The sequence below is a fragment of the Photobacterium atrarenae genome, assembly GCF_024380015.1.
Taxonomy (GTDB): domain Bacteria; phylum Pseudomonadota; class Gammaproteobacteria; order Enterobacterales; family Vibrionaceae; genus Photobacterium; species Photobacterium atrarenae.
In genome coordinates this window covers 1,420,813-1,445,138 of the sequence record NZ_CP101509.1, presented here as the reverse complement: position 1 = coordinate 1,445,138, position 24,326 = coordinate 1,420,813, and the positions used below count along the sequence as shown (strand labels likewise).

The 24,326-nt window shown below is 51.4% G+C and carries 26 protein-coding genes; 13 read left to right on the top strand and 13 right to left on the bottom strand.

What is annotated here, in order from left to right:
• Nucleotides 1-26: 26 nt before the first annotated feature.
• On the bottom strand, nt 27-2,495 hold the full coding sequence (locus tag NNL38_RS22575) for a response regulator (RefSeq protein WP_255391114.1): 2,469 nt from the start codon (nt 2,493-2,495) through the stop codon (nt 27-29).
• Between the two features lie 43 nt (nt 2,496-2,538).
• Here NNL38_RS22575 and NNL38_RS22570 point away from each other — a divergent pair, with 43 nt between their 5' ends.
• Nucleotides 2,539-3,297 (top strand): substrate-binding periplasmic protein, encoded by a 759-nt coding sequence (locus tag NNL38_RS22570; RefSeq protein WP_255391113.1) that lies wholly within the window; start codon nt 2,539-2,541, stop codon nt 3,295-3,297.
• Nucleotides 3,298-3,367: 70 nt separating this feature from the next.
• Here the strand turns inward: NNL38_RS22570 and ribA are convergent, their stop codons facing one another.
• Nucleotides 3,368-4,420, bottom strand: coding sequence for a GTP cyclohydrolase II (gene ribA, locus NNL38_RS22565; protein ID WP_255391111.1), 1,053 nt, complete (start codon nt 4,418-4,420; stop codon nt 3,368-3,370).
• A 280-nt stretch (nt 4,421-4,700) separates the two neighbouring features.
• Between ribA and yjjG the strand changes: the two genes are divergently transcribed.
• Together yjjG and brnQ are read left to right on the top strand one after the other, a co-directional pair.
• The gene (gene yjjG / locus NNL38_RS22560) at nt 4,701-5,375 is read left to right on the top strand and encodes a pyrimidine 5'-nucleotidase (protein WP_255391110.1); all 675 of its coding nucleotides are present in this window, start codon (nt 4,701-4,703) and stop codon (nt 5,373-5,375) included.
• 412 nt (nt 5,376-5,787) lie between these two features.
• Complete coding sequence (gene brnQ / locus NNL38_RS22555; RefSeq protein WP_255391109.1) at nt 5,788-7,080, top strand: branched-chain amino acid transport system II carrier protein; 1,293 nt, start codon at nt 5,788-5,790, stop codon at nt 7,078-7,080.
• A 236-nt stretch (nt 7,081-7,316) separates the two neighbouring features.
• Here the strand turns inward: brnQ and NNL38_RS22550 are convergent, their stop codons facing one another.
• The 3 genes from NNL38_RS22550 to hdfR form a co-directional block, all read right to left on the bottom strand.
• Nucleotides 7,317-7,502, bottom strand: coding sequence for an ATPase (locus NNL38_RS22550; RefSeq protein ID WP_255391108.1), 186 nt, complete (start codon nt 7,500-7,502; stop codon nt 7,317-7,319).
• 186 nt (nt 7,503-7,688) lie between these two features.
• A complete protein-coding gene (locus tag NNL38_RS22545) occupies nt 7,689-7,862 on the bottom strand; it encodes a 60S ribosomal protein L13 (protein WP_255391107.1) in 174 nt (57 codons plus the stop codon).
• 305 nt (nt 7,863-8,167) lie between these two features.
• Nucleotides 8,168-9,028 carry an HTH-type transcriptional regulator HdfR gene (gene hdfR / locus NNL38_RS22540; RefSeq protein WP_255391105.1) on the bottom strand — a complete coding sequence of 287 codons (861 nt, stop codon included), beginning with the start codon at nt 9,026-9,028 and terminating at the stop codon, nt 8,168-8,170.
• A 164-nt stretch (nt 9,029-9,192) separates the two neighbouring features.
• Here hdfR and NNL38_RS22535 point away from each other — a divergent pair, with 164 nt between their 5' ends.
• From NNL38_RS22535 to NNL38_RS22510, 6 genes are all read left to right on the top strand, one after another.
• Nucleotides 9,193-9,543: a MaoP family protein gene (locus NNL38_RS22535; RefSeq protein ID WP_255391104.1), complete on the top strand. Its 351-nt coding sequence runs from the start codon at nt 9,193-9,195 to the stop codon at nt 9,541-9,543.
• 145 nt (nt 9,544-9,688) lie between these two features.
• Nucleotides 9,689-10,717, top strand: a complete 1,029-nt coding sequence (gshB, locus tag NNL38_RS22530) for a glutathione synthase (RefSeq protein WP_255391102.1) — start codon at nt 9,689-9,691, stop codon at nt 10,715-10,717.
• Nucleotides 10,701-12,695, top strand: a complete 1,995-nt coding sequence (locus NNL38_RS22525; RefSeq protein WP_255391101.1) for a flavohemoglobin expression-modulating QEGLA motif protein — start codon at nt 10,701-10,703, stop codon at nt 12,693-12,695. Before gshB ends, NNL38_RS22525 begins: the two co-directional genes overlap by 17 nt.
• A 187-nt stretch (nt 12,696-12,882) precedes the next feature.
• Entirely contained in the window at nt 12,883-13,287 is a 405-nt protein-coding gene (locus NNL38_RS22520) for a hypothetical protein (protein WP_255391100.1), read from the top strand.
• Between the two features lie 60 nt (nt 13,288-13,347).
• Nucleotides 13,348-15,495: a protein-disulfide reductase DsbD family protein gene (locus NNL38_RS22515; RefSeq protein ID WP_255391099.1), complete on the top strand. Its 2,148-nt coding sequence runs from the start codon at nt 13,348-13,350 to the stop codon at nt 15,493-15,495.
• Nucleotides 15,492-16,025 carry a protein disulfide oxidoreductase gene (locus NNL38_RS22510; RefSeq protein WP_255391098.1) on the top strand — a complete coding sequence of 178 codons (534 nt, stop codon included), beginning with the start codon at nt 15,492-15,494 and terminating at the stop codon, nt 16,023-16,025. Before NNL38_RS22515 ends, NNL38_RS22510 begins: the two co-directional genes overlap by 4 nt.
• A gap of 114 nt (nt 16,026-16,139) precedes the next feature.
• Here the strand turns inward: NNL38_RS22510 and NNL38_RS22505 are convergent, their stop codons facing one another.
• On the bottom strand, nt 16,140-16,652 hold the full coding sequence (locus NNL38_RS22505) for an aminoacyl-tRNA deacylase (RefSeq protein ID WP_255391097.1): 513 nt from the start codon (nt 16,650-16,652) through the stop codon (nt 16,140-16,142).
• Between the two features lie 129 nt (nt 16,653-16,781).
• Complete coding sequence (locus NNL38_RS22500; RefSeq protein ID WP_255391096.1) at nt 16,782-17,321, bottom strand: NlpC/P60 family protein; 540 nt, start codon at nt 17,319-17,321, stop codon at nt 16,782-16,784.
• A 587-nt stretch (nt 17,322-17,908) separates the two neighbouring features.
• On the opposite strand from NNL38_RS22500, the gene NNL38_RS22495 reads away from it, so the two are divergent.
• Nucleotides 17,909-18,664 (top strand): 1-acylglycerol-3-phosphate O-acyltransferase, encoded by a 756-nt coding sequence (locus NNL38_RS22495; protein ID WP_255391095.1) that lies wholly within the window; start codon nt 17,909-17,911, stop codon nt 18,662-18,664.
• A gap of 50 nt (nt 18,665-18,714) precedes the next feature.
• Here NNL38_RS22495 and NNL38_RS22490 read toward each other — a convergent pair whose 3' ends face one another.
• The 4 genes from NNL38_RS22490 to NNL38_RS22475 all read right to left on the bottom strand — a co-directional run bounded on the left by NNL38_RS22490 (nt 18,715) and on the right by NNL38_RS22475 (nt 21,155).
• Nucleotides 18,715-19,560: an alpha/beta hydrolase gene (locus NNL38_RS22490; RefSeq protein WP_255391094.1), complete on the bottom strand. Its 846-nt coding sequence runs from the start codon at nt 19,558-19,560 to the stop codon at nt 18,715-18,717.
• Nucleotides 19,561-19,637: 77 nt separating this feature from the next.
• On the bottom strand, nt 19,638-20,228 hold the full coding sequence (locus NNL38_RS22485) for a TetR/AcrR family transcriptional regulator (protein WP_255391093.1): 591 nt from the start codon (nt 20,226-20,228) through the stop codon (nt 19,638-19,640).
• A 102-nt stretch (nt 20,229-20,330) separates the two neighbouring features.
• Complete coding sequence (locus tag NNL38_RS22480; protein ID WP_255391092.1) at nt 20,331-20,579, bottom strand: hypothetical protein; 249 nt, start codon at nt 20,577-20,579, stop codon at nt 20,331-20,333.
• Nucleotides 20,580-20,801: 222 nt separating this feature from the next.
• Nucleotides 20,802-21,155: a DUF2750 domain-containing protein gene (locus NNL38_RS22475; RefSeq protein WP_255391091.1), complete on the bottom strand. Its 354-nt coding sequence runs from the start codon at nt 21,153-21,155 to the stop codon at nt 20,802-20,804.
• A gap of 240 nt (nt 21,156-21,395) precedes the next feature.
• On the opposite strand from NNL38_RS22475, the gene NNL38_RS22470 reads away from it, so the two are divergent.
• The 3 genes from NNL38_RS22470 to NNL38_RS22460 all read left to right on the top strand — a co-directional run bounded on the left by NNL38_RS22470 (nt 21,396) and on the right by NNL38_RS22460 (nt 23,362).
• Nucleotides 21,396-21,992: a class I SAM-dependent methyltransferase gene (locus NNL38_RS22470; protein WP_255391090.1), complete on the top strand. Its 597-nt coding sequence runs from the start codon at nt 21,396-21,398 to the stop codon at nt 21,990-21,992.
• Between the two features lie 143 nt (nt 21,993-22,135).
• Nucleotides 22,136-22,552 (top strand): globin, encoded by a 417-nt coding sequence (locus NNL38_RS22465; protein ID WP_255391089.1) that lies wholly within the window; start codon nt 22,136-22,138, stop codon nt 22,550-22,552.
• 3 nt (nt 22,553-22,555) lie between these two features.
• Nucleotides 22,556-23,362, top strand: a complete 807-nt coding sequence (locus tag NNL38_RS22460; protein ID WP_255391088.1) for a ceramidase domain-containing protein — start codon at nt 22,556-22,558, stop codon at nt 23,360-23,362.
• 45 nt (nt 23,363-23,407) lie between these two features.
• Here the strand turns inward: NNL38_RS22460 and NNL38_RS22455 are convergent, their stop codons facing one another.
• Nucleotides 23,408-23,671 (bottom strand): DUF2960 domain-containing protein, encoded by a 264-nt coding sequence (locus NNL38_RS22455; RefSeq protein ID WP_255391087.1) that lies wholly within the window; start codon nt 23,669-23,671, stop codon nt 23,408-23,410.
• A 170-nt stretch (nt 23,672-23,841) separates the two neighbouring features.
• On the bottom strand, nt 23,842-24,324 hold the full coding sequence (nrdG, locus tag NNL38_RS22450) for an anaerobic ribonucleoside-triphosphate reductase-activating protein (RefSeq protein WP_255391086.1): 483 nt from the start codon (nt 24,322-24,324) through the stop codon (nt 23,842-23,844).
• Between the last annotated feature and the right edge of the window lie 2 nt (nt 24,325-24,326).

The window sequence follows — 24,326 nt, the reverse complement described above, 5'->3', positions numbered from 1 at the left end:
GCCGGGCGCCCCGGTTGCCGACCTAGTTATCCGCGAGTTGTGGTCAGATATTGATCCAGCACCTGGGCCAGCTTTTGCTGGCTCACCGGTTTAGAAACGAAATCATCCATTCCGGCTGCCAAGCATTTATCCCGCTCTTCCTTCACCACATTTGCGGTGAGGGCAATAATCGGCACATGCTCCCCTGGCTTTTCAAGAGCCCGGATTTCTTCAGTGGCCGCGAAGCCGTCGAGCACCGGCATCTGGCAATCCATAAAGATCAAGTCAAACTGACGTTGTTGAAACTGTTCAATGGCATGTCGCCCATTATCAGCCAGCGCCACTGATACACCCAATTTCTCCAGCATCTTTTGCGCTACTTTCTGGTTAACCATAGTATCTTCAACGACCAGTACAGTCATATGCTGGCGTGAAATATCAGATGCCTTTCGCTCGACAGTCAAAGTTTCAGCACGCAAGCCATCATGACGCTCCCGGCGACTACCCGTATAAGTTGTCGTATGAGTCTGCGAAGAGAGTAGTGCCTCCGGCATGGTTTGTTTAGGTTCAATAAATTGCGCCGAGCTTGTCAGAGCAGGCCGTGCTGTACCTCTCGCTTCCACATGAATATGCTCACTTTGGACGACATGCTGAACGGCCCATTTCAAGTTGCTTTCTTTGTAAGGCCGAGCCAGATAGGAGCAAAACCCTGCCTGCCTGGCCTTAAGTTCGTCTCCTTCTTCCGGACCTGCGGAAATCATCATGAGTTTTGGACACCGCTCACCAAATTGCACTCTCAGTTGCTCGGCCAGCTCGAAACCATTCATGCCCGGCATCACTTTATCGATAAAGATCAAATCAAACGGCTCATGATTTCGGATCGCAGTTAAAGCCACTTCAGCAGCCTGCGAAGCATTCTCGCAACAGGTTGATTTTGCACCAAAGTTCTTCAACTGAGCTGATGTGATCCGCATATTAAGCATACTATCATCTACCAGCAATACAGATAATTCAGACAACGCCTTTTTATCCCCTTCCGGTGGCATAGTTAGCTCATTTTTTTGCAATGCAACCACGAACGAAAAGATGCTGCCTTTCCCCGGCGCGCTCTCAAGCAACAACTCGCCGCCCATCAGGCGAATAATTTCCCGGCAGATCGCCAGCCCCAAGCCAGTTCCGCCATATTTACGGGTCGTCGTCCCATCAGCCTGCTGAAACTTCTCGAATATTGCGCTGTGCATTTCTTGCGGGATACCAATGCCGCTGTCTGCAACGGCAAAACGGACCTTAACGGTATGGGGATCTTCCTCAATCCGTTCAACTTTCAACTGAACATAGCCCTTTTCGGTAAACTTAATCGCATTACTAATCAGATTATTCAGGACCTGACGCAGCTTGGTGGCATCCCCCAAGAGCATGGGAGTGATCCGACGATCGATCGTGCACTGGAAGGATAGTTGCTTCTCTGCTGCCCGTAGCAGAAACACCGACTCCACTTCCTTGTTCAATTCATATAGATTCAGCAGGCTATGCTCCAGCTCCAGTCGCCCGGCCTCAATCTTTGAGAAATCCAGAATATCGTTGATGAGATCCAGCAACGACAACGAAGACGTATTGAGCATATTGACGAACTCTTTCTGCTCCTCGGGCATCTCCATCTCTTTCATCAATCCAGAAAGGCCAATGATGCCGTTCATGGGTGTTCGAATTTCATGGCTCATATTGGCCAGAAATTCACTTTTCTTCCGGTTTGCCTCTTCAGCGGAGGCCCGAGCATCTTCCAACTGGCTGTAATGCTGGCGGATCTGGTCGATCGATTGATTATAGCTATGGGAGAGGATCGAAATTTCATCCTGAAACAGCCGTTTCGGCAAGGAAATGGGGCGCGGTACTTTGTCGTCGCCGAAATCCCGGACAGTGCGCGACATAATCGTCAGAGGATGCACCACCAGATGATACATGATCAGGATAATTACCACGGCGATCACAAACGTTTCGACCGCTTGGCTCATCAACAGGAAAACAAATTTATCCACCAAGCCCTGGTAGACCTGATACAAGTCAGACTGTACGGTTAAGGTCGCGAGTTGCAAAGGTTGCTCGCCCAAATAATGCACCATATCCCAGGATGTTTCATGGACATATTTAGGTAAAATTGAGCCCAGACGAATAATGACGCCATTTTTATCTTTGATTTCCAGGTAATGAATCCCTGGTAAATTCATGATGCCTTCAGCCTGCGTCGCCAACTGCTCACGATCTTCTACCCATAAGCTTGAGATCAAGCTGGACAAATAACTCTCTTCGATTTGAACGAAGCGCTCATCAATTCGTGCCAGCTCCTGCTTATAATCCAAATACAGATTCAGACAGGTGGATAGCAAAGTAAACAGAGTACTGATCAACAAAACTGATATCAGCAACTGCTTGGCGATGCCCAACTTCCGTTTTGGTGTCTGCTCCCAGCTCGCATTATTCATCCTTAAACTCGCATCCTCTCTTTCTTCTACTAACATAATAGTAGCTTCTTCAATCAGATAGTTAATGTAAGGACACATTATGAAAAAAATCTATTCTGTTTTTTCAGCGCTTGCTTTCGCCTCAGTCAGCTTTAGCCTTCAAGCCGGGTCTATTAACTATTATGTTATTGCCAAGCAGGCAACGCCCTTTCAAATAGAAGAGGGAAAAAATAACCACAGCGGTATTGTGACGGATATCGTCAAAGCCGTTTTCGAAGACAGCCCCTACAACATTAACTATCATACTTATCCATTCAACCGAATGATTTCTCTGCTGGAAGCAGGTGGCGAGCCGAACTGGATCACCTACGGAAGCCCTGAGTGGGGGAAAGTCCAGTCTGAGAACTTATCTGAGATCCCAATCTATACCGTCAAGCATGTACTCGTCAGCAATCACAACAGCACGATTCGGTTCGAGTCCATTGCAGACATGCAACAAAGAATCATTGTACTGCTCCATGGCTTTGATTACCCACAACTCCTACCTTACTTTGAACAAGGTGAGATAGAAGAATTAAGAGTCAAGGATTACCAGGCTGCATTTCGCATTATTAATAAGTTCCCTGAATATGCAGCTTTTGTCGAGATGGAATCACGAGTGAAGTATAACCTAGCAAAATTAAATGAAACACTAACCAATTATCAGATTCAACCTTTCCGATCTGTCATCCCAGACTATCCAATATACCTCGCATTCGACCCAAAAATGAGTCCAAAGGTGCAGAAATTTATTAACCAGCGCCTGAAAGAGCTGAAATCAAGTGGCAGAATGGATGACATTATCCATCAATATTTATAATTATCCGACGCGCTATAGTTGCGCCCACCAGCAAGGCTTGATGGGCGCGGAAATTCATTTCGATAAACTGTCATTTAATAAACGCTGAATCGAACATATGACCTAACTTCGCCGCTTTTGTCTTCAGATAATTTTCATTATGCGGATTATTTCCTTCCTGCAACGGTACCCTTGCAGCAATCTGAATCCCGGCATTTTCCAACGCTTTCACTTTACGCGGATTATTGGTCATCAAACGCACCGAACCAATATTCAGAAAACTCAGCATGCCCCGACAGAAAGAGTAGTCACGCATATCTGCAGCAAAGCCCAGCCGCTCATTAGCTTCAACCGTATCTGCGCCATCGTCCTGCAGGTGATAGGCCCGGATTTTATTGATCAACCCGATCCCCCGCCCTTCCTGACGTAAATAAAACAAGACGCCGCTGCCAGCGTTAACGATGTTTTCCATCGCACGGGCTAACTGGAACCCACAGTCACAGCGGGCACTGAATAAGGCATCACCCGTCAGGCATTCAGAGTGGAGGCGGATCAGCGGTGGTTCGCTCTCACCCAGTTCACCATAAACAAGCGCCAGATGCTCTTTGCCGGTGGCCTGCTCGATGAAACCATACATTTGAAACGTGCCCCATTTTGTTGGCAGCTTCGCGCTATCAACAAAATAGACCAGATTATAAGGCTCCAGATTGGCAAAATAATCCCGAACTTCCATCAGAACCTTTCCTAGCTCATTACGACCGGTTCCGTCGCCGCCATCTCCCCAAAAGTCATCTTTGTGTGAATGTTCTTTCAGCACTTTATCACCCGTACTGACCAGCAGATGCGCAAGTTTGGGGTTTTGGCGAAACTTTTCAAAGACAATAAACCGCATCACGGCAGTACGTACTTCCATCCAGTCATCTTTGACTTGATCGCTATAGACGCGGCTCAACCGGAATGCCTCATCCGGCGTGGCAGCTTCTCGAATTTTCGATTGGAGCTCGGGATCTGTAAATTTCTGGGCCTGATAATAATGTTCACTGGTGGGCCAAACATTCCCACTGAGATTTATTGGACTCGAAGCAAAATTTGAAAGAAATCCATGGTGATCATCCGGCTCATAAAACTGTATTTCCTCAATCATTCATTTCACTCCCTGGCATTAAAAGAAAGATAGAACCGCAAGAAATAAATCCCCCTCTATGTATCACTCCCTGTACTTCTCAGTATAGTGAAGCGCACAAAATCACCACAAAATTTTTTCCTGTACAGGATTTATTTATCCGAAGGGTATGGCAAGAGCGCGGTTAAATTCTCGTCACGCAGGCAAAACTGGCGTTTGATAGCTAATAGACGCTAAAATGAATGCCCGGTGATGCACATCGCACACCCTGTTAAGCAGTCATGCCGATGGACAAGTAATAATGAAGTATCAATGGATTTTATTTGACGCAGACGAAACCCTGTTTCACTTTAATGCCTTCGAAGGGCTGCGTCTGATGTTCTCCCGCTATGGGATTGATTTTTCCCCTCAGGATTTTGAAACCTACCAGGAAGTGAACAAGCCGCTCTGGGTCGATTATCAGGATGGCGTGATTAGTGCAAAAGAACTCCAGCACATTCGCTTCCAATCCTGGGCCGAGCGCCTCAACGTAACGACTCAGGCGATGAACAGCGCCTTTTTAGATGCGATGGCCGACATCTGTACACCGCTACCGGGGGCCAAAACGCTGCTGGATAATCTGAAAGCACACTGCCAGCTTGGGATCATCACCAATGGCTTTACCGATTTGCAACAAATTCGACTGGAAAGAAATGGGTTACAGGATCACTTTTCCGCACTGATCATTTCGGAACAAGTCGGCGTGGCTAAGCCCGATCGCCGAATATTCGAGCATGCTTTCTCTGAGATGGGTCAGCCGGATAAAGCGCAGATCCTGATGGTAGGCGACAACCCGCACTCCGATATCCTTGGTGGGCTCAACGCCGGGATTGACACCTGCTGGCTCAACCCGGAAGGCTTGCCTGCGCCGGAAGGAATCCAACCACATTTCCAGGTCGCAAGCCTGAATGAGCTGAACACCCTGCTGTTTGCTTAATCTGTCATCACTTGGTTTCTCCGTCACTACGCTGTTGGCACGGCGGAGAAATCAATAAGTCAAAATAACCTATTGATTATAAATAACTTATAAATCAATGCGACATTTCCCTGCTCTAAGTCACTCGACATCACATGCTTCCAGACAAAATAGGGCTTTACAGCCCAACTGACTCATATTATGTTAGTTTCAATTGTTAAATAACCAATGCGTGATGTATGCAAATCGAAAAAGCAAACAATCTGTCTGTTAACCAGCCACTTAGTGCTGGGCATTCGCACGCACTGGTCTCTGTCGTCGTCGTCATTCACTGACGCTGACGGTTTTGGTTTTCGTCAGCCTGGCTGGCGGAAACAGAGTTCCCTCTCTTTTCAATCCAACCAAGCTGACCATCACACTCAAGGTGGTTCCATTGAAAAAGAGAGATATCACAGCAATAGGCTTTACGACCTTCGCCCTGTTCCTCGGTGCAGGTAACCTGATATTCCCCCCGATGATGGCGCAACAAGCTGGCGAACTGTGGCTATTTGCCATGGCCGGTTTTTTAATCTCCGCCGTCGGTCTGCCTGCGCTGACCATCATCGTCCTCGGGCGCTTGTCTTCTGCCAGCAAATTAACCAGCGCCTTACCGACCTGGCTGGATAAAACATTCTGGCTAACGGTATTTATTACTCTGGGGCCGGCATTTGTCCTGCCCCGGGCGGTGAATGTTGCCTACGAGATGGGCATTCAACCCTTTACATCGACCGATCAACTGCTGCCCTTCTCTAGCACCTTTTGCGCTGTGAGCCTCCTGCTCGCTATCCGGCCCGGTAAGTTAGTGGATATCATTGGCAAGTATATGACCCCGGCTCTTATCGCCATGCTCAGTGCCCTGGTTATCGCAGCCATCTTTGAGCCCCAAGGGACAACGACCCCCGCACGAGACGGATATCAGGCCAGCCCTCTGACACGAGGGTTACTGGAAGGTTATATGACTTTAGATGCCATTGCAGCGGTCGCATTTGGCTGGGTTATCATTCAGGCCATCAAAGCCAAGGGCGTCGAGGCACCTGATCAAATTCGTCATTACAGCTACACGATTGCCGGCATTTACGTCGTGTTGATGTCGGGGTGTTACCTGGCCATGGGTTATCTCGGGGCCACGTCATCCACCATTGCGGCCAACGCGACGAATGGCGGGATGCTCCTTACATCTTACGCGGGCGCTATTCTTGGGCCTGTCGGTCAGAGCCTGCTCGCCATCATCACCTTGACGGCCTGCCTGACCACAGTCATCGGCCTGACCAATGCCAACGCGGAGTACTTTCAGCAAACTTACCGCCTCAAATTCAACCATGTTGCAACCGGAGTTATCATCCTGGCAGCAATTGTCTCCAATGTTGGCCTGGAGCAACTCATTACATTCAGCCTACCGCTGATCCTGACCCTGTGCCCAGTGGCAGTAGCGCTAATCCTGGCCGCCTGCCTCCCGGCAGAGAAAACCTCATCACTGAAATATCTGGTCTACACCGCCGCCCTGTTCGGCAGCCTGGATACCCTGTCTGTTTTAGCGTTGATGCCAGACGGCCTGGAGCACTTGCTGCAACAGTGGCTGCCGCTCTACCCGCAGCACCTGAGCTGGTTCATCCCGAGCCTACTCGTGCTGGCCCACATGGTCCTGAGACCAAAACCGGCGCGTGCCCGGCAGGTGACAGCGAGCTGAGTTACGCGCACTCCGATCAAAAACGGCACCCGAGGGTGCCGTTTGTCATACCAATCAAAGTAAGTGATCAGAAATAGCGCAGGAAAAATATTTGAGAGCAAGGCAGAATTTTTTGAGAAGTAGTTACGCTACAATCAAAAATTCTAACGTAGTTATCAAGCATTTTAACAAGCTGGGATGACCCGTTATTTACTGCGATTAGTATCCTCCATCATTATGCTCAGTCAGACTGCCATTCAGGACGAGGTATCTTCCCGCGTATGCTGACCTGTGATATACGCTTCCAGGATTTCCGGGGTCAGTTCGCCCGCTTCTTCCAGTCGCTTCAGCTCTGCGACAATCCGTTTTTGCTCTTCAATTGATGGGATTGGCAGCTCAGGCTCTTGTTCAATGCCTTCCGGCAGGCTCAGGTTCTCTAGCATAGTTCAAACTCTTCGCGAATGTGTATCTGGCCGCAGTATACCGTAAAGTGACCGGAAAAGGTTGATCCAATCCCAGTGAGTCTCCAGAAAGCCACGACTGAAGATACAAGTAATAAACCGGAGCCATGGGCTCCGGTCACATCATTCGGGCTGATTGCACCTGCCGATTTCGTTCAATGCTAAGGCTTACTGGTAATCCCAGTCTCGGTCATCCTGAAAATCCTGATATTCATCACGCTGGCGTGCAATACGACGCTTTTTCTTCTTCGATGGCTGATTGAAGTCATATAAATCTTCATCATCATCAAATTTAGGTTTGAATTTAGATCCTTTACTAAACTTTTGATCTAACTTTGCCATACACGTTTCCTGACATAGCTCAAGAGTATAAAACTGCTACAGATTAGTTGAACACCTGCAACGATATTGGTGATTAACCAGATATCATTACCAATAGGTACAGAATAATAATATTCAATTATGACAAAAATGCTAAATGTTACTGGCCCGACAAAGAAAAAAACTGTCACCAGGAAAAATGTCATAAGCATTGAACTGTTCATTGGGCTGATTCGTCGCCTCCTTCAGCGCGAAGCGTACGCAATCTCCCCCTAACAAGTACAACAATTTTTATTGCTGGTCACATGCAAATATCTTTATCAAATCTACACGCTTTCACTCACCTGGTTAAACGGTACGGCCAGCATGGTTTCAATCAAGTCGGACTTGTCACTGTCTTCGCGCCAAACCAGATACAGCGACTGCTCCATCACCGGTGAATCCGGCACGGCAAACAAGGCGCCATCCTCGACACTCTGAGCAACAACCGGTGCCGGCAGATAACCCACCGCCCGATTGCTTAGCAAATATTCCAGCGCCATCTTACTCGAATGGGTGTGCATTATCGGTGTCTCGGGTTGCTCAAGCACCCGGCCATGCTCCACAGAAAATCGGGTACTCCAGTCCAGGTAAACCAAAGGGTAGGTTTTCACGTTTGCCATCGTACACTTCGGGTCCTGACTGACTAACTGAAGCTGGAAATCCCTGACTTTACTGACCTGCAGGTTTTCGATCCGCGGGGGCTCACTGGTGATCGACACATCAATGCTGCGATCGAGTAACCGCCGGGCCATACTCTGCCGCGACACCGACTCGAGCCGCAAGGCCAGCCCCGGCACCGTGCTATAAAGACGGTTGATCCAGTCAGAGATCCCATCAAACTCCCAGAACACCGGAGATGCCCCCAGTGTGACTTGGCTATTAAGGCTATCGGACAGCGCCACATCCTGCCGCGCCCGCCCCCAGGTCTGCAAAATGGCTTCCGCGTATGGCTGCAGCCGCTCACCGGCGGCCGTCAGGTGCACATTCCCCCGCTGACGGGAAAACAGCTCATTGCCCAGTTGGGATTCCAACTGGCGGATACGGAAACTCACCGCAGACTGGGTCAGAAATAAGTTATCCGCAGCCCGGCCAAAATGGCGGGTCTTGGTCACCTCAAGAAAAGTTCTAAGTAGTTCTGTATCCACAGCATTCTCAACATATATCGGGTGAATGAATCAAGGCGCAATAGTACACGTCCGCTACGCTTATTATTAATCGAAATTCTTTATCGTTACCAAGAAAAAATTTTGTTTTACAACACCTGTCACCTGAAAGAATATCACCGAAAATCTCATCAGGAAGCATTGACATGAGAAGTGAAGGCAAATTTTACGACGATCAAAATTTCCCACGCGGCTTTAACCGCTCCGGTGTATTTACCATTAACGAAGCCACCTTATTAGAGAATTACGGCCGAACCATGTCCGGCCTGGCAAACGGTACTATGGTGCCGGCCACTGATTCGGAGGCACAGTTTCTTGCCGAGGTTCGTGGTGAGACAGAAGCAAGCTCCAACTTTGCCAAATGCTGGCTGAAATATGTCTATAAGACGACCAATAAAGTCAAAAGCTACACCCTTTGCGCTTCGCAGCGGAAACCAGCCAATAGCTACGACGATGATAATGAAAGTGACGTGAGCAGCGACGACTTAGATTATTAATTCCGCTGCCCTGAAACGCCCTGCTGGCAGTTCACCCTGACCGCCAGATTTTTACAATTTCTGACGATTAAGCCATCCACTGCCGTGCGATGGCTTTGTTTTCTAGTGCCTGTCGATAACGACACTTGAAATGGTAACACCTGAAATGAAAATATGCTTTGTGATGTACCCATGGGAAAAAGTTGAGCCGGATACAGATTCAACCTTGCGTCTGATCCATGAAGCCGCCTCCCGCGGACATACCGTTGCCATCACGACACCGAATAATCTGACCATGCGCCACAGTACGGCCATTGCTTTCTGCAAAGTTCTGAAAAACGGTGAAGTGTCCAATAATATTCCAAGCTTTTATCGCAAAGCGGAATTTCGCAAGGCACAACTGCCACTGGCGGGCTTTGATGTCATTTTCATGCGTGCGAATCCGCCGCTGGACACCATGGCGCTGAACTTCCTCGACTCGGTGCGTGACGATACCTTCATTATGAACGATATCGACGGATTACGTGTCGCCAACAATAAGCTCTACACTACATCCCTGCCGGATCCGACCAACGAGTTCATCCCGGTCACCCATGTGTCGAAAAACCGCGAGTACCTGGAACGCGTTCTGGCAGAAAGTCCGAATGAGCGGATGATCATGAAGCCGCTCAATGGCTATGGCGGCAAAGGCGTGATCCTGGTGGAAAAAAGCGCCAAGTCGAGCGTCAAGTCGTTGCTGGATTTCTATATCGGCGACGATAAAAACTACGTCATCCTGCAGGACTATATCGAAGGCGCCGAAGAGGGCGATGTTCGGATCATGATGCTCAACGGCGAACCCATCGGTGCCATGCGCCGGGTTCCGGCTCAGGGCGATGTACGCTCAAACATCCATGCCGGCGGCAAAGAAGTCAAACATACCCTGTCAAAACAGGAACTGAGGCTGTGTAAACATATCGGACCGAAACTGGTGCGCGACGGGCTGTATTTTGTCGGCCTGGATGTCATCAACGGCAAGCTGGTCGAAGTCAATGTCCTGAGCCCGGGCGGGATCACCCGGATCAACCGCCTCAATCGCACCAAGCTGCAACGGGATGTGATGGACTTTGCCGAAAGCGTCGTACTCGCCAAAGAGGTCAGCATTGCCCGTAAGAATGAATATCGCCAGGTGATCGCTGATGCTGCAACTTACTGAAACCGAAGTACTGGATCGGATCCGTCAGGGGATCCCCTTTGAGGCGCAACTGATCGACGGCAGTCTGACCATTCGGATCAGCGAATATCAGCCGTATCTTGCCACAGCGCTGCACCATGGTCGGCGGTTGCGGGACACACTCATCCCAAGCTGCCGCCTGAGCGAAGCAGAACGTTATTACGAGGAAGATCCCTTTACCGGTGATTTTATCTCGTCGCTGCCGATCGTGTTGCAGGGGGAAGACTCCCGCTATGAATATGACCTGAACCGATCACCGGAGCATTGTATTTATGATCAGGCCTGGGGGCGCCCAGTCTGGCATAGCCCACTCTCTGAAGCGGAGCAGGCGGTCTCGGTCGCAAAGCATGCATGCTACTACCGGATCCTGAGCTGTTTGATTGATATGCTCGAAAGCCGCTTCGGCCTGTGTCTGATCTATGATCTGCACAGTTATAACTACCAGCGGATCGAAAGCACCACAGAGAAAATCGCGCCGGTATTCAACCTGGGCACCAAACAGATCAATATGCGTAAATGGCAGCGGGAGATCAAATCTCTGTTAAACCTGCTCAACGAGGTCGAGCTGCCGAATATCGAGGTTGACGCCAAAGCCAATGATGTATTCCTGGGAATGGGTTATCAGGCGACTTTCGTTGCCAAGCACTTTACCCGAACCTTAATCATGCCAATCGAGATCAAGAAGATCTACATGGACGAGACCCGCGGCGAGAGCTACCCGCTGGTCATCGAGAAGTTGAAAGAAGCGTTGAAAACGGTGCTGACCGAGCACGCGGCAACCACGATTGCCCGGCGGACCAAATCCAAACGGCTCACCGGCAGTCACGTGCTGGCGTCCCGGCTACCACGGGAAGTGCTCCAGCTGGACCGCCAGCTGTATGCGCTGGCAAAGGGGATCAATACCCTCAGTTACATCAACCCGTCGAACCTCAAGCAGGAGAAACGGCGGTTCTTGCATCGGCCTTACGACTACCAGCCGCAGTTTACGTATCGGCAGCTGGATATTGACCCGTACAAATTCCGGGAAGCTCTGTATCGCCTGCCTGTCGAGGCGATCCGGGATGCTGATATCCAGAAAATGTACCGCAAGGTTATTGATCAGCTCGCGGTGCGGATCGACTTGCTGGCCAGTATCGGCCACGACGAGTTTCTGTATAACTCGCTCCGCTATTATGGCCGGCCAGATGATCTGGATATTGCTAACGCCCGGTTTATCCTGCATGCCCAAGCGCAAAAAGCGCCGGAGCCTTCACTTCTGAGTGCGCAGGAGGCAATGGCCGCTTTTCGTCAGGCTGCAGATGAATACGGGATCCCGTGTAAAGTTGTGGGATCGCGCAAACTGATTGCCCGGGCGATGGTCAGCGGCCAGACCATTAAGGTCAATTTGAACAGCAGTTTCTCGCCAGGTGATCTCAATGCCCTGATCCATCATGAATTAGGCGTGCACCTGGTCACCAGTGTCAATGCTGATCGGCAGCCGCTCAAGGTCCTGAAACTGGGGCTGCCGGGCAACACCCATACTCAGGAAGGCCTGGCAATTTTGTGTGAACACCTGTCGGGAAGCTTCCCGCTACATCGCCTGAAAACCCTGGCGCTGCGGGTGATTGCCGTCGATCTGCTGGTACGGGGAGACACTTTCAATGACACCTACCACCAACTCAAGCACGACTATCAGTTGGGACAGGATGAGGCGTTTACGATCACAGCCAGAGCCTATCGGGGCGGCGGCTTCACCAAGGACTACCTCTACCTCAGGGGACTTCGGGATGCGTTAAATTGTTACCAGGCCGGCGATCTCAGCGCCCTGCTGGTCGGAAAAACCGGGTTTGATTTCAAACCTCTGCTGGATGAGCTGATCACCCGGGAAATTCTCAACCCGCCCAGCTTTATGCCCAAAGCGCTGACGCAACCGGCACAAAGCGACCCAATCATCGACTTCCTGCTGCACTGCATTAAGTAACAACCTCCGCAATCTTCGTGGTGCCGACTCCGGCACCACGGGCTTCATCCTCGGCTCATCGGCATCTTCGCGTGCTGAAACTCCCCCTTGCAGCCTGCGCGAAAAACAACGACAATCCCGCCAGAATGAAACCAATACGCGCCGCCGTGGTCTATAACCGACGTTCTGGTCAACCTCAGGAGTCATAATGCATCAACTGCCGACAAGACATCGCTGTGCCCAAGTGTCACTGCTGCTGGTCATGCTGGTCGTTTTTCTTTGCTCCGGCCAGCGTGCCGGGTTGATCCTTGGCTGTCCTTTTAAAGTAGCCGCCGCCGTGCAAACAGCCGAAATCGGCACATCGCACGCGATGGCGCCGCAACACTCCCCCACGCAGCACAAGCAAACAACAGACGTTGAGAAGTCCTGCGATCTGACCGATCACTTACTCCAGCTCCATCAGCAGTCTCTGGGTCATGCCCTGCTTTACGCCGTGACCCTGCTGCTTTTGCTGCCGCAGCTGATCGGGACACCCTATCGGGTTCCCTTGCTCACCGAGCCGATCCCGCCGCCCCGGCGTCGCCACTTAACCTTTTGTGTATTCCGGGAATGACATCAAACGTTTCCTGCTGCATCGCGGCCTACGTTGATTTAATTATTTGGAGTACAACTCATGACAATGTTTCAATCCTGCCGGCAGCGCTTTACATCGACGCTACTGGCTATGCTGGCACTCTTTAGCGTCAGCCTCGCGGCGGCACCTGCCGCTTTTGCCGCCGATCTGAGCACCGGCTGGCTGACCAACCCACAACATCCGCCGGTGGAAGTTCGCTTCATGCTCACCGGCCAGCAAGATCCGCAAGCCAAAACCGTCAAAGCCCTGCTTGAAGTCCAACTCGACACCGACTGGAAAACCTACTGGCGCAGCCCGGGTGAAAGTGGTGTCGCCCCGAGTGTCGATTGGTCGCTGTCAAATAACCTGGCATCCGTCGACTGGCAATGGCCGATCCCCAAACGATACGAGTTTCTTGGCGTCGAAACACTGGGGTATAAGGATCACATCGTTTTTCCGCTTACGCTGCATATCGAGGACATGAGCCAGCCAGTCTTTTTATCCGGCCAGCTGACCATGTCGTCCTGTACCAACATCTGCGTACTCACGGATTACGAACTGACACTTGATTTCACGCCCGCCAAACTGACGCTCTCACAGGATGCGATGCACCTGTACAATCAGGGGCTTAGCCTGGTTCCGCAAGCTTCTCCGGCCGTTTCGCTAGAGCAGGTTTCCTGGGATGAACAAACGCAGGTACTCACCCTGGCCGCCACCAACACCATGGGCTGGCAGCAGCCGGATGTCTTTATCGACGGCCAGACCCAGGCCGTGAAAGATGCTGCATTTCTGGCCCCGGAGATCACCATCGACGGCCAACAGATGGTAGCCCGGATTCCGGTCAAAAGCTGGTTTGGCGTCCCGGCACTGCTGGGAGAGTCCGTCAATGTTACCCTGAGCGATACCAATATCGCAGTGGAAGTTGAAGCGGCAGTGACAGATACCCCGGTGAGCATGCCAGGCTTCGCCTCAACGGATCACAACCTGGCTGAAATCCTGCTGATCGCCCTGCTCGGCGGCCTGATCCTCAATGTGATGCCCTGCGTGCTGCCGGTGCTGGGACTCAAACTCAGTACGGTCATGACCCGCGATCATTCCGAACAGCGCCACGTCCGGACCCAGTTCCTGGCTTCTGCCGCGGGGATCCTGGTCTCTTTCTGGCTCCTGGCCGGATTCCTGTCTGCACTGAAGCTCTCCGGCCAGGCGCTCGGTTGGGGGGTTCAGTTCCAAAGCCCGTATTTTATCGGCGTCATGGTGCTTATCACCGGTTTATTTGCCGCCAATATGCTTGGCCTGTTCGAAATTCGCCTGCCCGGCAATACCAGCACCTGGCTTGCCACCCGCGGCGATCACTCCCATTTCGGCCATTTTATCCAGGGCATGTTCGCCACCCTGCTCGCCACCCCGTGTAGCGCGCCGTTCCTGGGCACCGCGGTGGCAGTTGCCCTGGGTGCCGACCTGCTGACCTTATTTGTCATATTTACCGCCCTGGCAATCGGCATGGCCGCCCCTTGGCTCCTGGTCGCCGCCTTCCCTGCCCTGGCCCGGCTGATGCCCAAGCCCGGCCTGTGGATGAACCGGATCAAAGCCCTGTTTGGCCTGATGCTGCTGGCAACCAGCCTGTGGTTACTCAGCCTGATGACGAACTTCCTGGCCACCGGGCTTGTTGTCGTCATTGCCGCCCTGCTGCTGACGCTAATGCTGTGGCAACTTGGCCGCCAGAAAGGCCGAAAACCGGTACTCATCGTACTCGCCATGCTGATTTTTGGCTCAGCCGGCGGGCTACTGATTGGCAGTGTGACCGCCGATCAGTGGTCCACTCCGCTGCCTGCCGATCATACCTGGCAACCGCTAGACACCAATGAGATCGCACAACTCGTGAACCAGGGCAAAGTGGTCGTGGTCGATGTTACCGCAGACTGGTGCATCACCTGTAAAGCCAATAAAATCGGCGTGCTGCTTCAGGAGCCGGTCTATAGCGCACTCGCCAAGCCGGAAGTGGTCCTCATGCGTGGTGACTGGACCCACCCGTCCGACTATGTCACCGGCTACCTGCAGTCTTATGGTCGCTTCGGGGTCCCGTTCAATATCGTCTATGGGCCGGGCGCGCCGCAAGGGATCGCGCTGCCGGTGATCTTAACCCACGACGCAGTACTGGAAGCACTCAAGGCTGCGTCTTCCCCTCAGCTTTCCCCGGAGGCCTCATGAGCAAACCGACGACACCATCGGCAACGCCCAGGCGCAAAGGCGTGAAACACTGGTTAAGAGAAGGCGCAATCATTCTGGTGATGTGGATAGCAATCAGCAGCGCTGTGGATTTCTGGCGTACCCAGGATATGCCTGAAGCAATGCTGCCGAATACCACACTGCAAACCATTGACGGTGAACTGGTTGATTTAATCGCAATGAGCCAGGACCACCCCGTACTGATCTATTTCTGGGCAACCTGGTGCGGTGCATGTAGATTTGTCACGCCAACCGTCGACTGGATAAGCGATCATTACCCCGTCGTCTCCATTGCACTGACTTCCGGAGAGAGCCGTCGGCTGAAGGCGTACCTGAACAGCCATGACTATAGTTTTCGGGTGGTGAACGATCATCAGGGCCAACAGGGAAGAGCCTGGGGGATCAACGCCACCCCAACCATCGTGGTCTTGAAAAACGGTCAAGTCCAGAGCGCAACGACCGGAATCACAACCCCGCCCGGACTCTGGTTACGGCTGCTGTTGAACGAATAAACTGTCCGCTTAAGACCAAAACACCCGCCGATACTGCATTAAACCCAGTATTCGGCGGGTGTGACTCAAAGGCATGATACAGCCGACATTAGCGATTTGGTCGACGTCCTGCGTTTATTCCCACTCCCAGTGCCTGCCTTCATGCTCTTGGGAGAACATCATCCGATAGCCGCTGATGTTCTGATGCGGAATGTCATGCATGACTTTATGGAACTGCTTGTTATCCAGATGGATCAAGTTTTCATGATCCCCGGATTCAATATACAGTTCATCCTGCTCCAGCAACAGATCGTCAACCAGCATGTCCACTTTGTATGCCTGTCCTAATGACGGTATCGCACCGGGTTCGCAGTCCTGGAAAATTTCCGGTAGTTCGTGCTCACCAATCAGGAAGAACTGTCGACCCATCATCCGGCTGATCTTGTCAATCATGACACGCCGGTTTGACGGAACAACTGCCATCAGGTATTTACCGTCCTGGTCTTTCAGCATCACAGCTTTCGCGACTTGAGAAGTCGGGACATGTGCTGAGATCGCCGAGCTGAAAGATGTATCTGTATGTCTATGTTTTGTAAGGCTAAAGTCTACATTATGGCTATTAAGGAATTGCCCTACAGTGATTGCCATGGCCATGTTCACCTCCAGGAAATGATTCCTACAGCCAAAGTATGGGAGGGGTTAGCCGTTTTTGCGAGAGAACAAACATCAGAATTGCGTAAAGGCAGCAGGACATGCTGCCATTGAAACAACGAGCCGCTATTCGATCCGCCGAGCCTGCCAGAATGCCCGTCGCCAGTAGGGCGTATCCAGGCTGGAGATCACAACTCCCCGCGACGTCGATGCATGCAAAAACTCACGATTGCCTAAATAAATACCGACATGCCTGAGAGTTCGCCCGGTTTTAAAGAAAACCAAATCGCCCTTTCGGGCCTGGCCCAGCGACACCTTGCGTCCTTGCCGGGCTTGTTCCAGGGTCGTTCTGGGCAAGATCCGGTCAAAAACTTCCTGATAACCGATCTGAACAAACGCGGAGCAGTCGATCCCCCGGCGGCTATTTCCCCCCAGACGGTACGGCGTGCCTTTCCAGGTTTGGTAGACCAAATCAAATGAGGGCTGGTTCGAATTATACCGCATCGGTACGGGCTGAAACGGTTTCAGGTTTTCGGATGGCGTTTGCACCTGCGCCGGGTCCGCAGGTGCCATGTCGTCAATTGCAGCAGGCGTCGCGCATCCTGTCAGGCCGATCAGCACAAGTCCGGTGCCAATCCAATATCGGGGAAAGTTCAGATTCATCATTGCCAGTCAGAGCTACTCAGGCGTTCTTGCCACCTTGAATTGAAAGTCGATACAAAATCGACCCTTAGAGTAAACCATTGCACTTTTTTGACCAGCGCTGATGACAAATTTTGACAATACTACCTAAAAAAGGACCAGAACCCGACCAAAGTGGCGAATTCATACCAGCCTCCTTTTCCCAAACGGCAGCGCAAAATCCGCAAACTGTAAAAAAAAGAGGCAAAACGATGCTTTGCCCCAACCTACCACACAACAGAAAAGATATCACACGGCGGTGTTTTCACTCGAGCCGAGCGATTTCACCGATTCATCGGCTCTATTTATCGCTTTAATGGCCAACATCCGCCATCTTTTTTTATTGCGCATAATATCAATGCGAGTGACTTCACAGCCCCATCGGCCCCGGGATCAAGAAAGTCCGAAAAAAGCCCAAATTTATGCGCGTTGCGCAATCAGAATGATTTATCTTTGAATCTAATTGATGTATGTTTTTTTAATCTGTATACAACTCCTCTGACCTCCTGAATATCGATGACCTCGCAACGCGGAGCCAGAGGCCCGGCAGCCCCGGTAAACAAGGAGTCCCTGTGCTTACTGCTTTTCGATTAATTTCTGCGGCGCTATTTATCATCATCATGACCCTGTTTGCGTTAGTCTACTGCCTGCTCAGCCCGCGCGATCCAAAGCATGTTCATTTTTTCTGCCGCTGGTTTCACCAACTCCACCGACTCATCGGATTACGCTTAATTGAGCGAGGAAAAGAGCATGCTGAAAACATCGGTAATGCCGTGTATATATCCAACCATCAGGACGTATTTGATTTCGCCACCTCACCGGGCATGGTGATGCCCAGAACAGTCTCCATCGGGAAAAAGAGCCTGCTGTGGATCCCATTCTTCGGCCAGTTATACTGGATCACCGGCAATATTCTGCTCGATCGGGAAAACAAGACCAAAGCACGTGATACGATTAAGCAAGTCGCAGAGGCCATTCAGCAACGCAACCTGTCGGTGTGGATGTACCCGGAAGGGACCCGCAGCAAAGGGCGCGGCTTGCTGCCCTTCAAAACCGGGGCGTTTCGGATGGCCATCGAAGCCGGGGTGCCAATCATTCCAATGTGTGTCAGTACAACGCACCAGAAGATTTTTCTCAACCGTCGTGATAACGGCACCGTGATTTGTGAAATGCTGCCGCCGATAGATACCTCAGCCTACGGCACCCAGGATGCCCGTGAGCTGGCCGATCGATGCCATCAGCTCATGCAGGAAAAAATCGCCGAGCTGGATGCAGAAGTGGCGCAGCTAGAGCAAGGGCAGGAAAAAGTCGCCCTGCGCTCCAATTAACTCACCGAATTCGGCTCTGTACTCCGGAGCCAAATTCCCCTTCCAAGCAGTTATCGCGCCAGCGCATCAAAAGCCTGTTGCAAAGGTACACTGGCCAAAATTCGACCATGGCCCAGGCCTTCCGTCGCCACCAGGCTGACATGTGTCCATTCTCCGGCCTGGCGGGAGTATTCAAACGATGCAAACCGATCGTCCGTATCATGGACGATCCCCACTCTACCCGGATGCTGTTGCAGTCGCGCCAGGGGATCGATGGTTTCTAGCGGGTACTGGTACTGCGCAGCCACTTCACCGACGACTTCATTGAATAACTTCATGGAGAAACCCGACTGCTTCACCGTGTTTAGCAGGTTCTCGGTGTAGTTCAGCACCGGGGCCACCAGCAGGATCGGCTTATCGGCCAACAAAGGATGGCGGCTTTCCAGTACCATTGCGCCCCCCATGCTGTGGGCAATTACACCGGCAATCTGCGCCTGCTGATCCAGGACGGCGTCAAACGCTTTGACAAACCCCGGCAGATGGCCATACTGCCCCTCACTTTCGCCGTGGGCCGGATTATCGAAAGCCAGCGCGGTATATCCCGATGCTGCAATATGTTGCATCAGGGTGTAAAACTGATTGGCTGATCCGGACCAGCCGTGCCCCAGCACCCAGGTCGGCCCTTCTCCCAGTTGATAAGTCATCAACTTACCTTCCGTGGTCTCAATTTGCCTGCGGATCAGCCCGGCAGGCTCTGCTAGGTTGCGACGGCCACGCTCCGGGGTCAGCAACAGCCGCTTCGCCACTTTACGCGCATGCTTGGGTGCAACATTGTGGTGGAACCGGGTGGTCAGATTCACCAGTACCCGACGTAGGTTTAGCTTCTTGTCTTGCCTGAAATAAATTTTGCTGCTCATTTTTGTCGCCCCTAAAAAGAACGGTCGTGCTTTTTTAAGCCAAACCAATATTATCCATTGTCGTTTTTCCTATCGGCCTACCGACGGCCTTCTGCCATCAGGGCCTCAATTCCCAGCCAGAAACGGTGATGCTCTGCACTTTCAAGTTGCAGCGAGCGAAACAGGTGACTGCTTAAATACACCCCATAAAGCCGATAGACAAACTGCCATGCATCGAGGTCGGCACAAAACTCGCCGCTCTCTTTACCTTTTTCCACCTGGCGGTGTAAATACTCCAGCCATCGGCGGGTAATCGCCGCCAGGGTCTGCTGGATGGGATCATCGCTGTTGGCGCCGTCTTTCCAGGCATCCAAAAACATACAGCTGCCCTGAAATGATTGGTTCCAGTCCAGCCAACGCTGAAACAGCAGCCTAAGTTTTTGTTCAATTGATGCCGGCTCTGCCTGGCGAACCGGGGTGATCACCCGCTCGACAAAATACTCACTGGTAAATTCGAGTACCGCAATCTGCAGGTTTTCCTTGGCATTGAAATGAGCAAACAGGCCGCTCTTCGACATCCCGGATGCTTTGGCCAATTGACCAATCGTCAAGCTGTCCAGCCCATTGATGCTGGCCAGATCGAACGCAGTTTTCAGGATATGTTCTCGAGTCAGGCGGCCTTTGCTCATGTTGTTTCTCAATCAGTGATCACTGATTACTAATAGCACGACCGTACTTTTTAATGCAATCTTTTTTTAAACATTCTACTCTAACTTGACGACTTCCCCGTTTTAACGCCCAGCGAAGCGGAACAAACTGTCGATATTAATTGGGCAATCCCCAACCTGATGCACCATATCCTCCGCCTGTTTCAGCGAATCAAAGCTACAGGGGATCCCATAGGTATCCGTTAACGGGTAGTCGTTGCCCTCGGCATCTCTGAAATGCACGCTCCAGCCAGCACTTAAAAAGTCATGGGTCAGGCGCGCCTGAACAAAGTTATGCTCAGCCATCATTTGCCGACATTCAGAAAGCACCATATCAACCTCCTCAAGCGGATGACTCTTTCTAAATATAGCTAATAATGAAATGAACAATAAAAGTAGCAACGGGATTATCAGCGCCAGACAGCAAAAAGCCGTATCCAAGAATACGGCTTATTCAGCAAGGAGCAGTATCAGTGGTGAATGCCCGACTACGCCTCGCGATCGTTCACTGGTGCCGGCCTGAGCACCCAGTTCAGGCCCGACACCAACAGCAGATTACAGATAGAGTTTGGCAACGTCGCCCGGCTCTTTCTCTCCACCTTCCAGCTGTTCATTCCAGTTCAAACCAACCAGTACGCCATCTTCAGCCAGCGTGACCATCCAGTCTTCCGCAAAGACGTCAAGCGGGATCATCGTTGCAGTAAACTCTGCCCACTCTTCAGTGCAATGGTGCTTGGCATCCGCTTCATTGGACCAAAACGGCATGACTTCAGAATCTTCAAACTCACTGGAGGCAACAGACAGCCAGTCGCCCTCTTCGTTACAAAGTCCCCATACCACCTGCGTGTCTTTGGTTTCGGCCACAAACAGCTCACAGTTGGCTTGAATATCTGCAGTTAGCTTTGTCATTTCATTCTCTCTTCTCTTTGGCCTGCCGCGTAATATTCACATCAGGCAACCGGGCCAGTATCTTACCAAACACTGGAGAGTGATGCATTAGCCCAGCCCTGACACAATTGTCTGAGCAAACAGCAAGTTTAGGAATGCAGGCAGCCAGATCATAACCTTTCAACTATATTCTAATAACTAGGGCGTGTCTGTCGTTATACTTTAAAAACTTGTGCGGTCTGAGTTCAATGAGGCGCATCCATGGCAACTGTTGATTGGCTGAATTACTTTAATAACCCGAAACTATTACCGCCACGGAGCCATCTGATCGAAGCACATCAGTTTCTTGGCCACTTTGCCAAAGACCGGATCGCCGTTGATTGCGGCTGTGGCACCGGCCGCGATACGCTGTTTTTACTTGAACAAGGCTACCAGGTTTACGCATTTGATATTGATATAAGCTGCCTGAAAATCTTGTCAGAGCACCCACTGGCTGCTGCAACCCCGCAGCTTGATGTCCAGCAAAGCAGCTTTGCTGATTATCGTTTTCCCCGAGCGCACCTGCTCAATGCCAGTGCCTGCCTGTTTTTCAGCCCCCGTCCCGAATTCCCTCAATTGTGGCACAACATTGAACAGAGCTTGTTCAGCGGTGGTATTTTCTGCGGCCACTTTCTGGAGCAGGATGCTCAGGACTACGACACGAACCTACCGGTGCTGACCTGGACACGCCAGGATCTGGAGCAGCTGTTTACCAATTTTTATATTGTGTCCTGGAAAGAAAAGCGTGAATACTCAGCCCAGCTGACAGGCAAAAAACGCGCCTGGCTGGTTCATACTGTTATAGCCATGAAGCGCTAGAAGCAACACCATGACAATTCCTGCCCTTTCCTTCCCAAATTCATCGCTATTCAACGCACGAATTTCGCCAGATCTTATTGCCGAATACGCTCACAATCACATAACCTAGAAAGCAAGCCCATGTGCATTTCAGGGAGAAGGCGATGGATGTTCATGAATGTTTTAATAACAGCTACGCCCGCTGTAATGAGAATTCGCAATTTTTCGATATTTTCTACGACAAGTTCTGCCGTCAAGACAGACGGTTCCGGCAAATGTTCAAGGGCGTTGACATGCTCGGTCAGATCCGGATGCTCAAAGCATCAATTGCCATTATCTTACTGGCGCCTTCCTCTGAGCAAGCCCGGGACTCTGTGCGCAACTTCGGCAAGCGCCACGCCAGTATCGGCGTGACCGCAGATGATTTTGAGATCTGGCTCGACTGCCTGTTACATACCGTCAGCCAGTGCGATCCCAACTATTCACCTGAAGTTGAAGCAGCATGGCGGCAATGCTTCGAAACCGGATTCAACCTGATGAAAGAAGCATGTCGGGCTCCCTCCGGCTCGCTCGGACACTAAGCGATGCAGCCCTTCTCCAAACGTGCCCGCCTGCTATTGTTGGGGGCGATTGTGGTCTTACTGGCAGCCCTGCTCTATCACTTCGCCCCAATCACGCAGAACCGGAATTTTTATCAATATGTCGATACGCGAACATGGCTCGGCATTCCGAATTTTGCCAATGTGATCAGCAACCTTCCTTTTCTCTTCGTCGGTATACTGGGCCTGGCACGCACGTGGCCGGCACACGCCGGCATCAATCCACGTCACCTGGCATCCGGCAACCGCTTACTTTACAGTACTTTCTATCTTGGTCTTATCGCCGCTTTTTTTGGCTCCGGCTACTATCACTTGACGCCCGGTCCACTCACACTCATGGTGGATCGTCTGGCGATTTGTATCAGCTTTATGGCCTTCTATTGCATCGTCCTGGCAGAGTATATTTCTTCGAAGCTGGGGAGGCGCTTACTGCTGCCTTTGCTAATTTATAGCTTCGGGGCAGTCTATTACTGGTATGCCAGCGATCTTGCTGCCGGACGAGGCGATCTGTCAGCCTATATTCTGGTTCAGTTGGTCCCCATTGTTCATCTACCGTTGATCCTCTGGCTGTTCCGACCAACTCCGCTCACCCGCGCCCCAGTCACCCGTTTCTATTACCTTGGTGCATTACTGGCGTACCTGCTGGCAAAATGGGCAGAGTCCAATGACGGGATGTTATTTCAACTGACAGGCGAAGCGCTCAGCGGCCACAGCCTTAAACATCTACTGGCGGGTATCGGTGGATATTTGGTCTACAAAAGCATGTCCGACGGACAAAAAAAACAGGGCTGACAATACGCCAGCCCTGTTTTTGGCAACCAAGCACACCCACTGGGATCACTTCTCGCCAACCCCACGATTGACTTTCTTTGCCAGGGAAATTTTACCAAAGCCCAGTTTTCTGAAATGGCTGTCGCGAAAGTCCTTCACGGCTTTGGCACCAGACGACACCGCTTCAACCTGCTGCTCCATCCGCAGGTACTCGGTCAGGTCGATTCCCTCGGCAGCAGCAACCGCCTCATGAATCGTCCGGTAATGATCGTATGAGAAAACCAGCCGCTTCTCTTCGTTTTTAAAAGTGTAAATAATGGTGCGTGACATACCGCCTCCCGCCGCAATTCTCAAAGGCAGCGAATGTACCCTAACTTGCCAACAGATGGAAGCCGTGGATAGACAGCCTGCCACAAGTGATTCATTCACCTGATTTTCCCACACTTATACACAGAAACAGTGGATAAGTCGGAGTTTCACCCACAAGATTTTACAACAGATTAACATTTAAGCTCACCTCTGTGGAAATAATGAATAACCTGATTAGCACTGCCACGCCAGAGCAGACTCGGATCACGCTCTGCCTGGACATATTTACCATCAATCAAGACATCAATATACTCCACCACAGCCAGCTGGTCGGGGCTCAGCTCCCCCAGCACGTATCCGCTCCACAGCCAGATATCTTTGCCCGGACATGCAGCCCGAACCCGTTTAACCAACCGCAGCACATCAGCCACATTTGCCGGATGAAGCGGATCACCACCCGACAGCGACAGCCCACGCCTTGGGATCCGGGTATCATTCAAATCACGAATGATCTGCGCTTCCATCTCCGGGGTAAATAAATGGCCGCTGTCTAGACGCCAAGTACTTTGGTTGTAGCAGCCGCGACACTGGTGCACGCAACCGGAAACAAACAAAGTACACCGGGTACCGGGGCCATTCACGACATCAACTGGGTAATAGTTGTGATAATTCATAC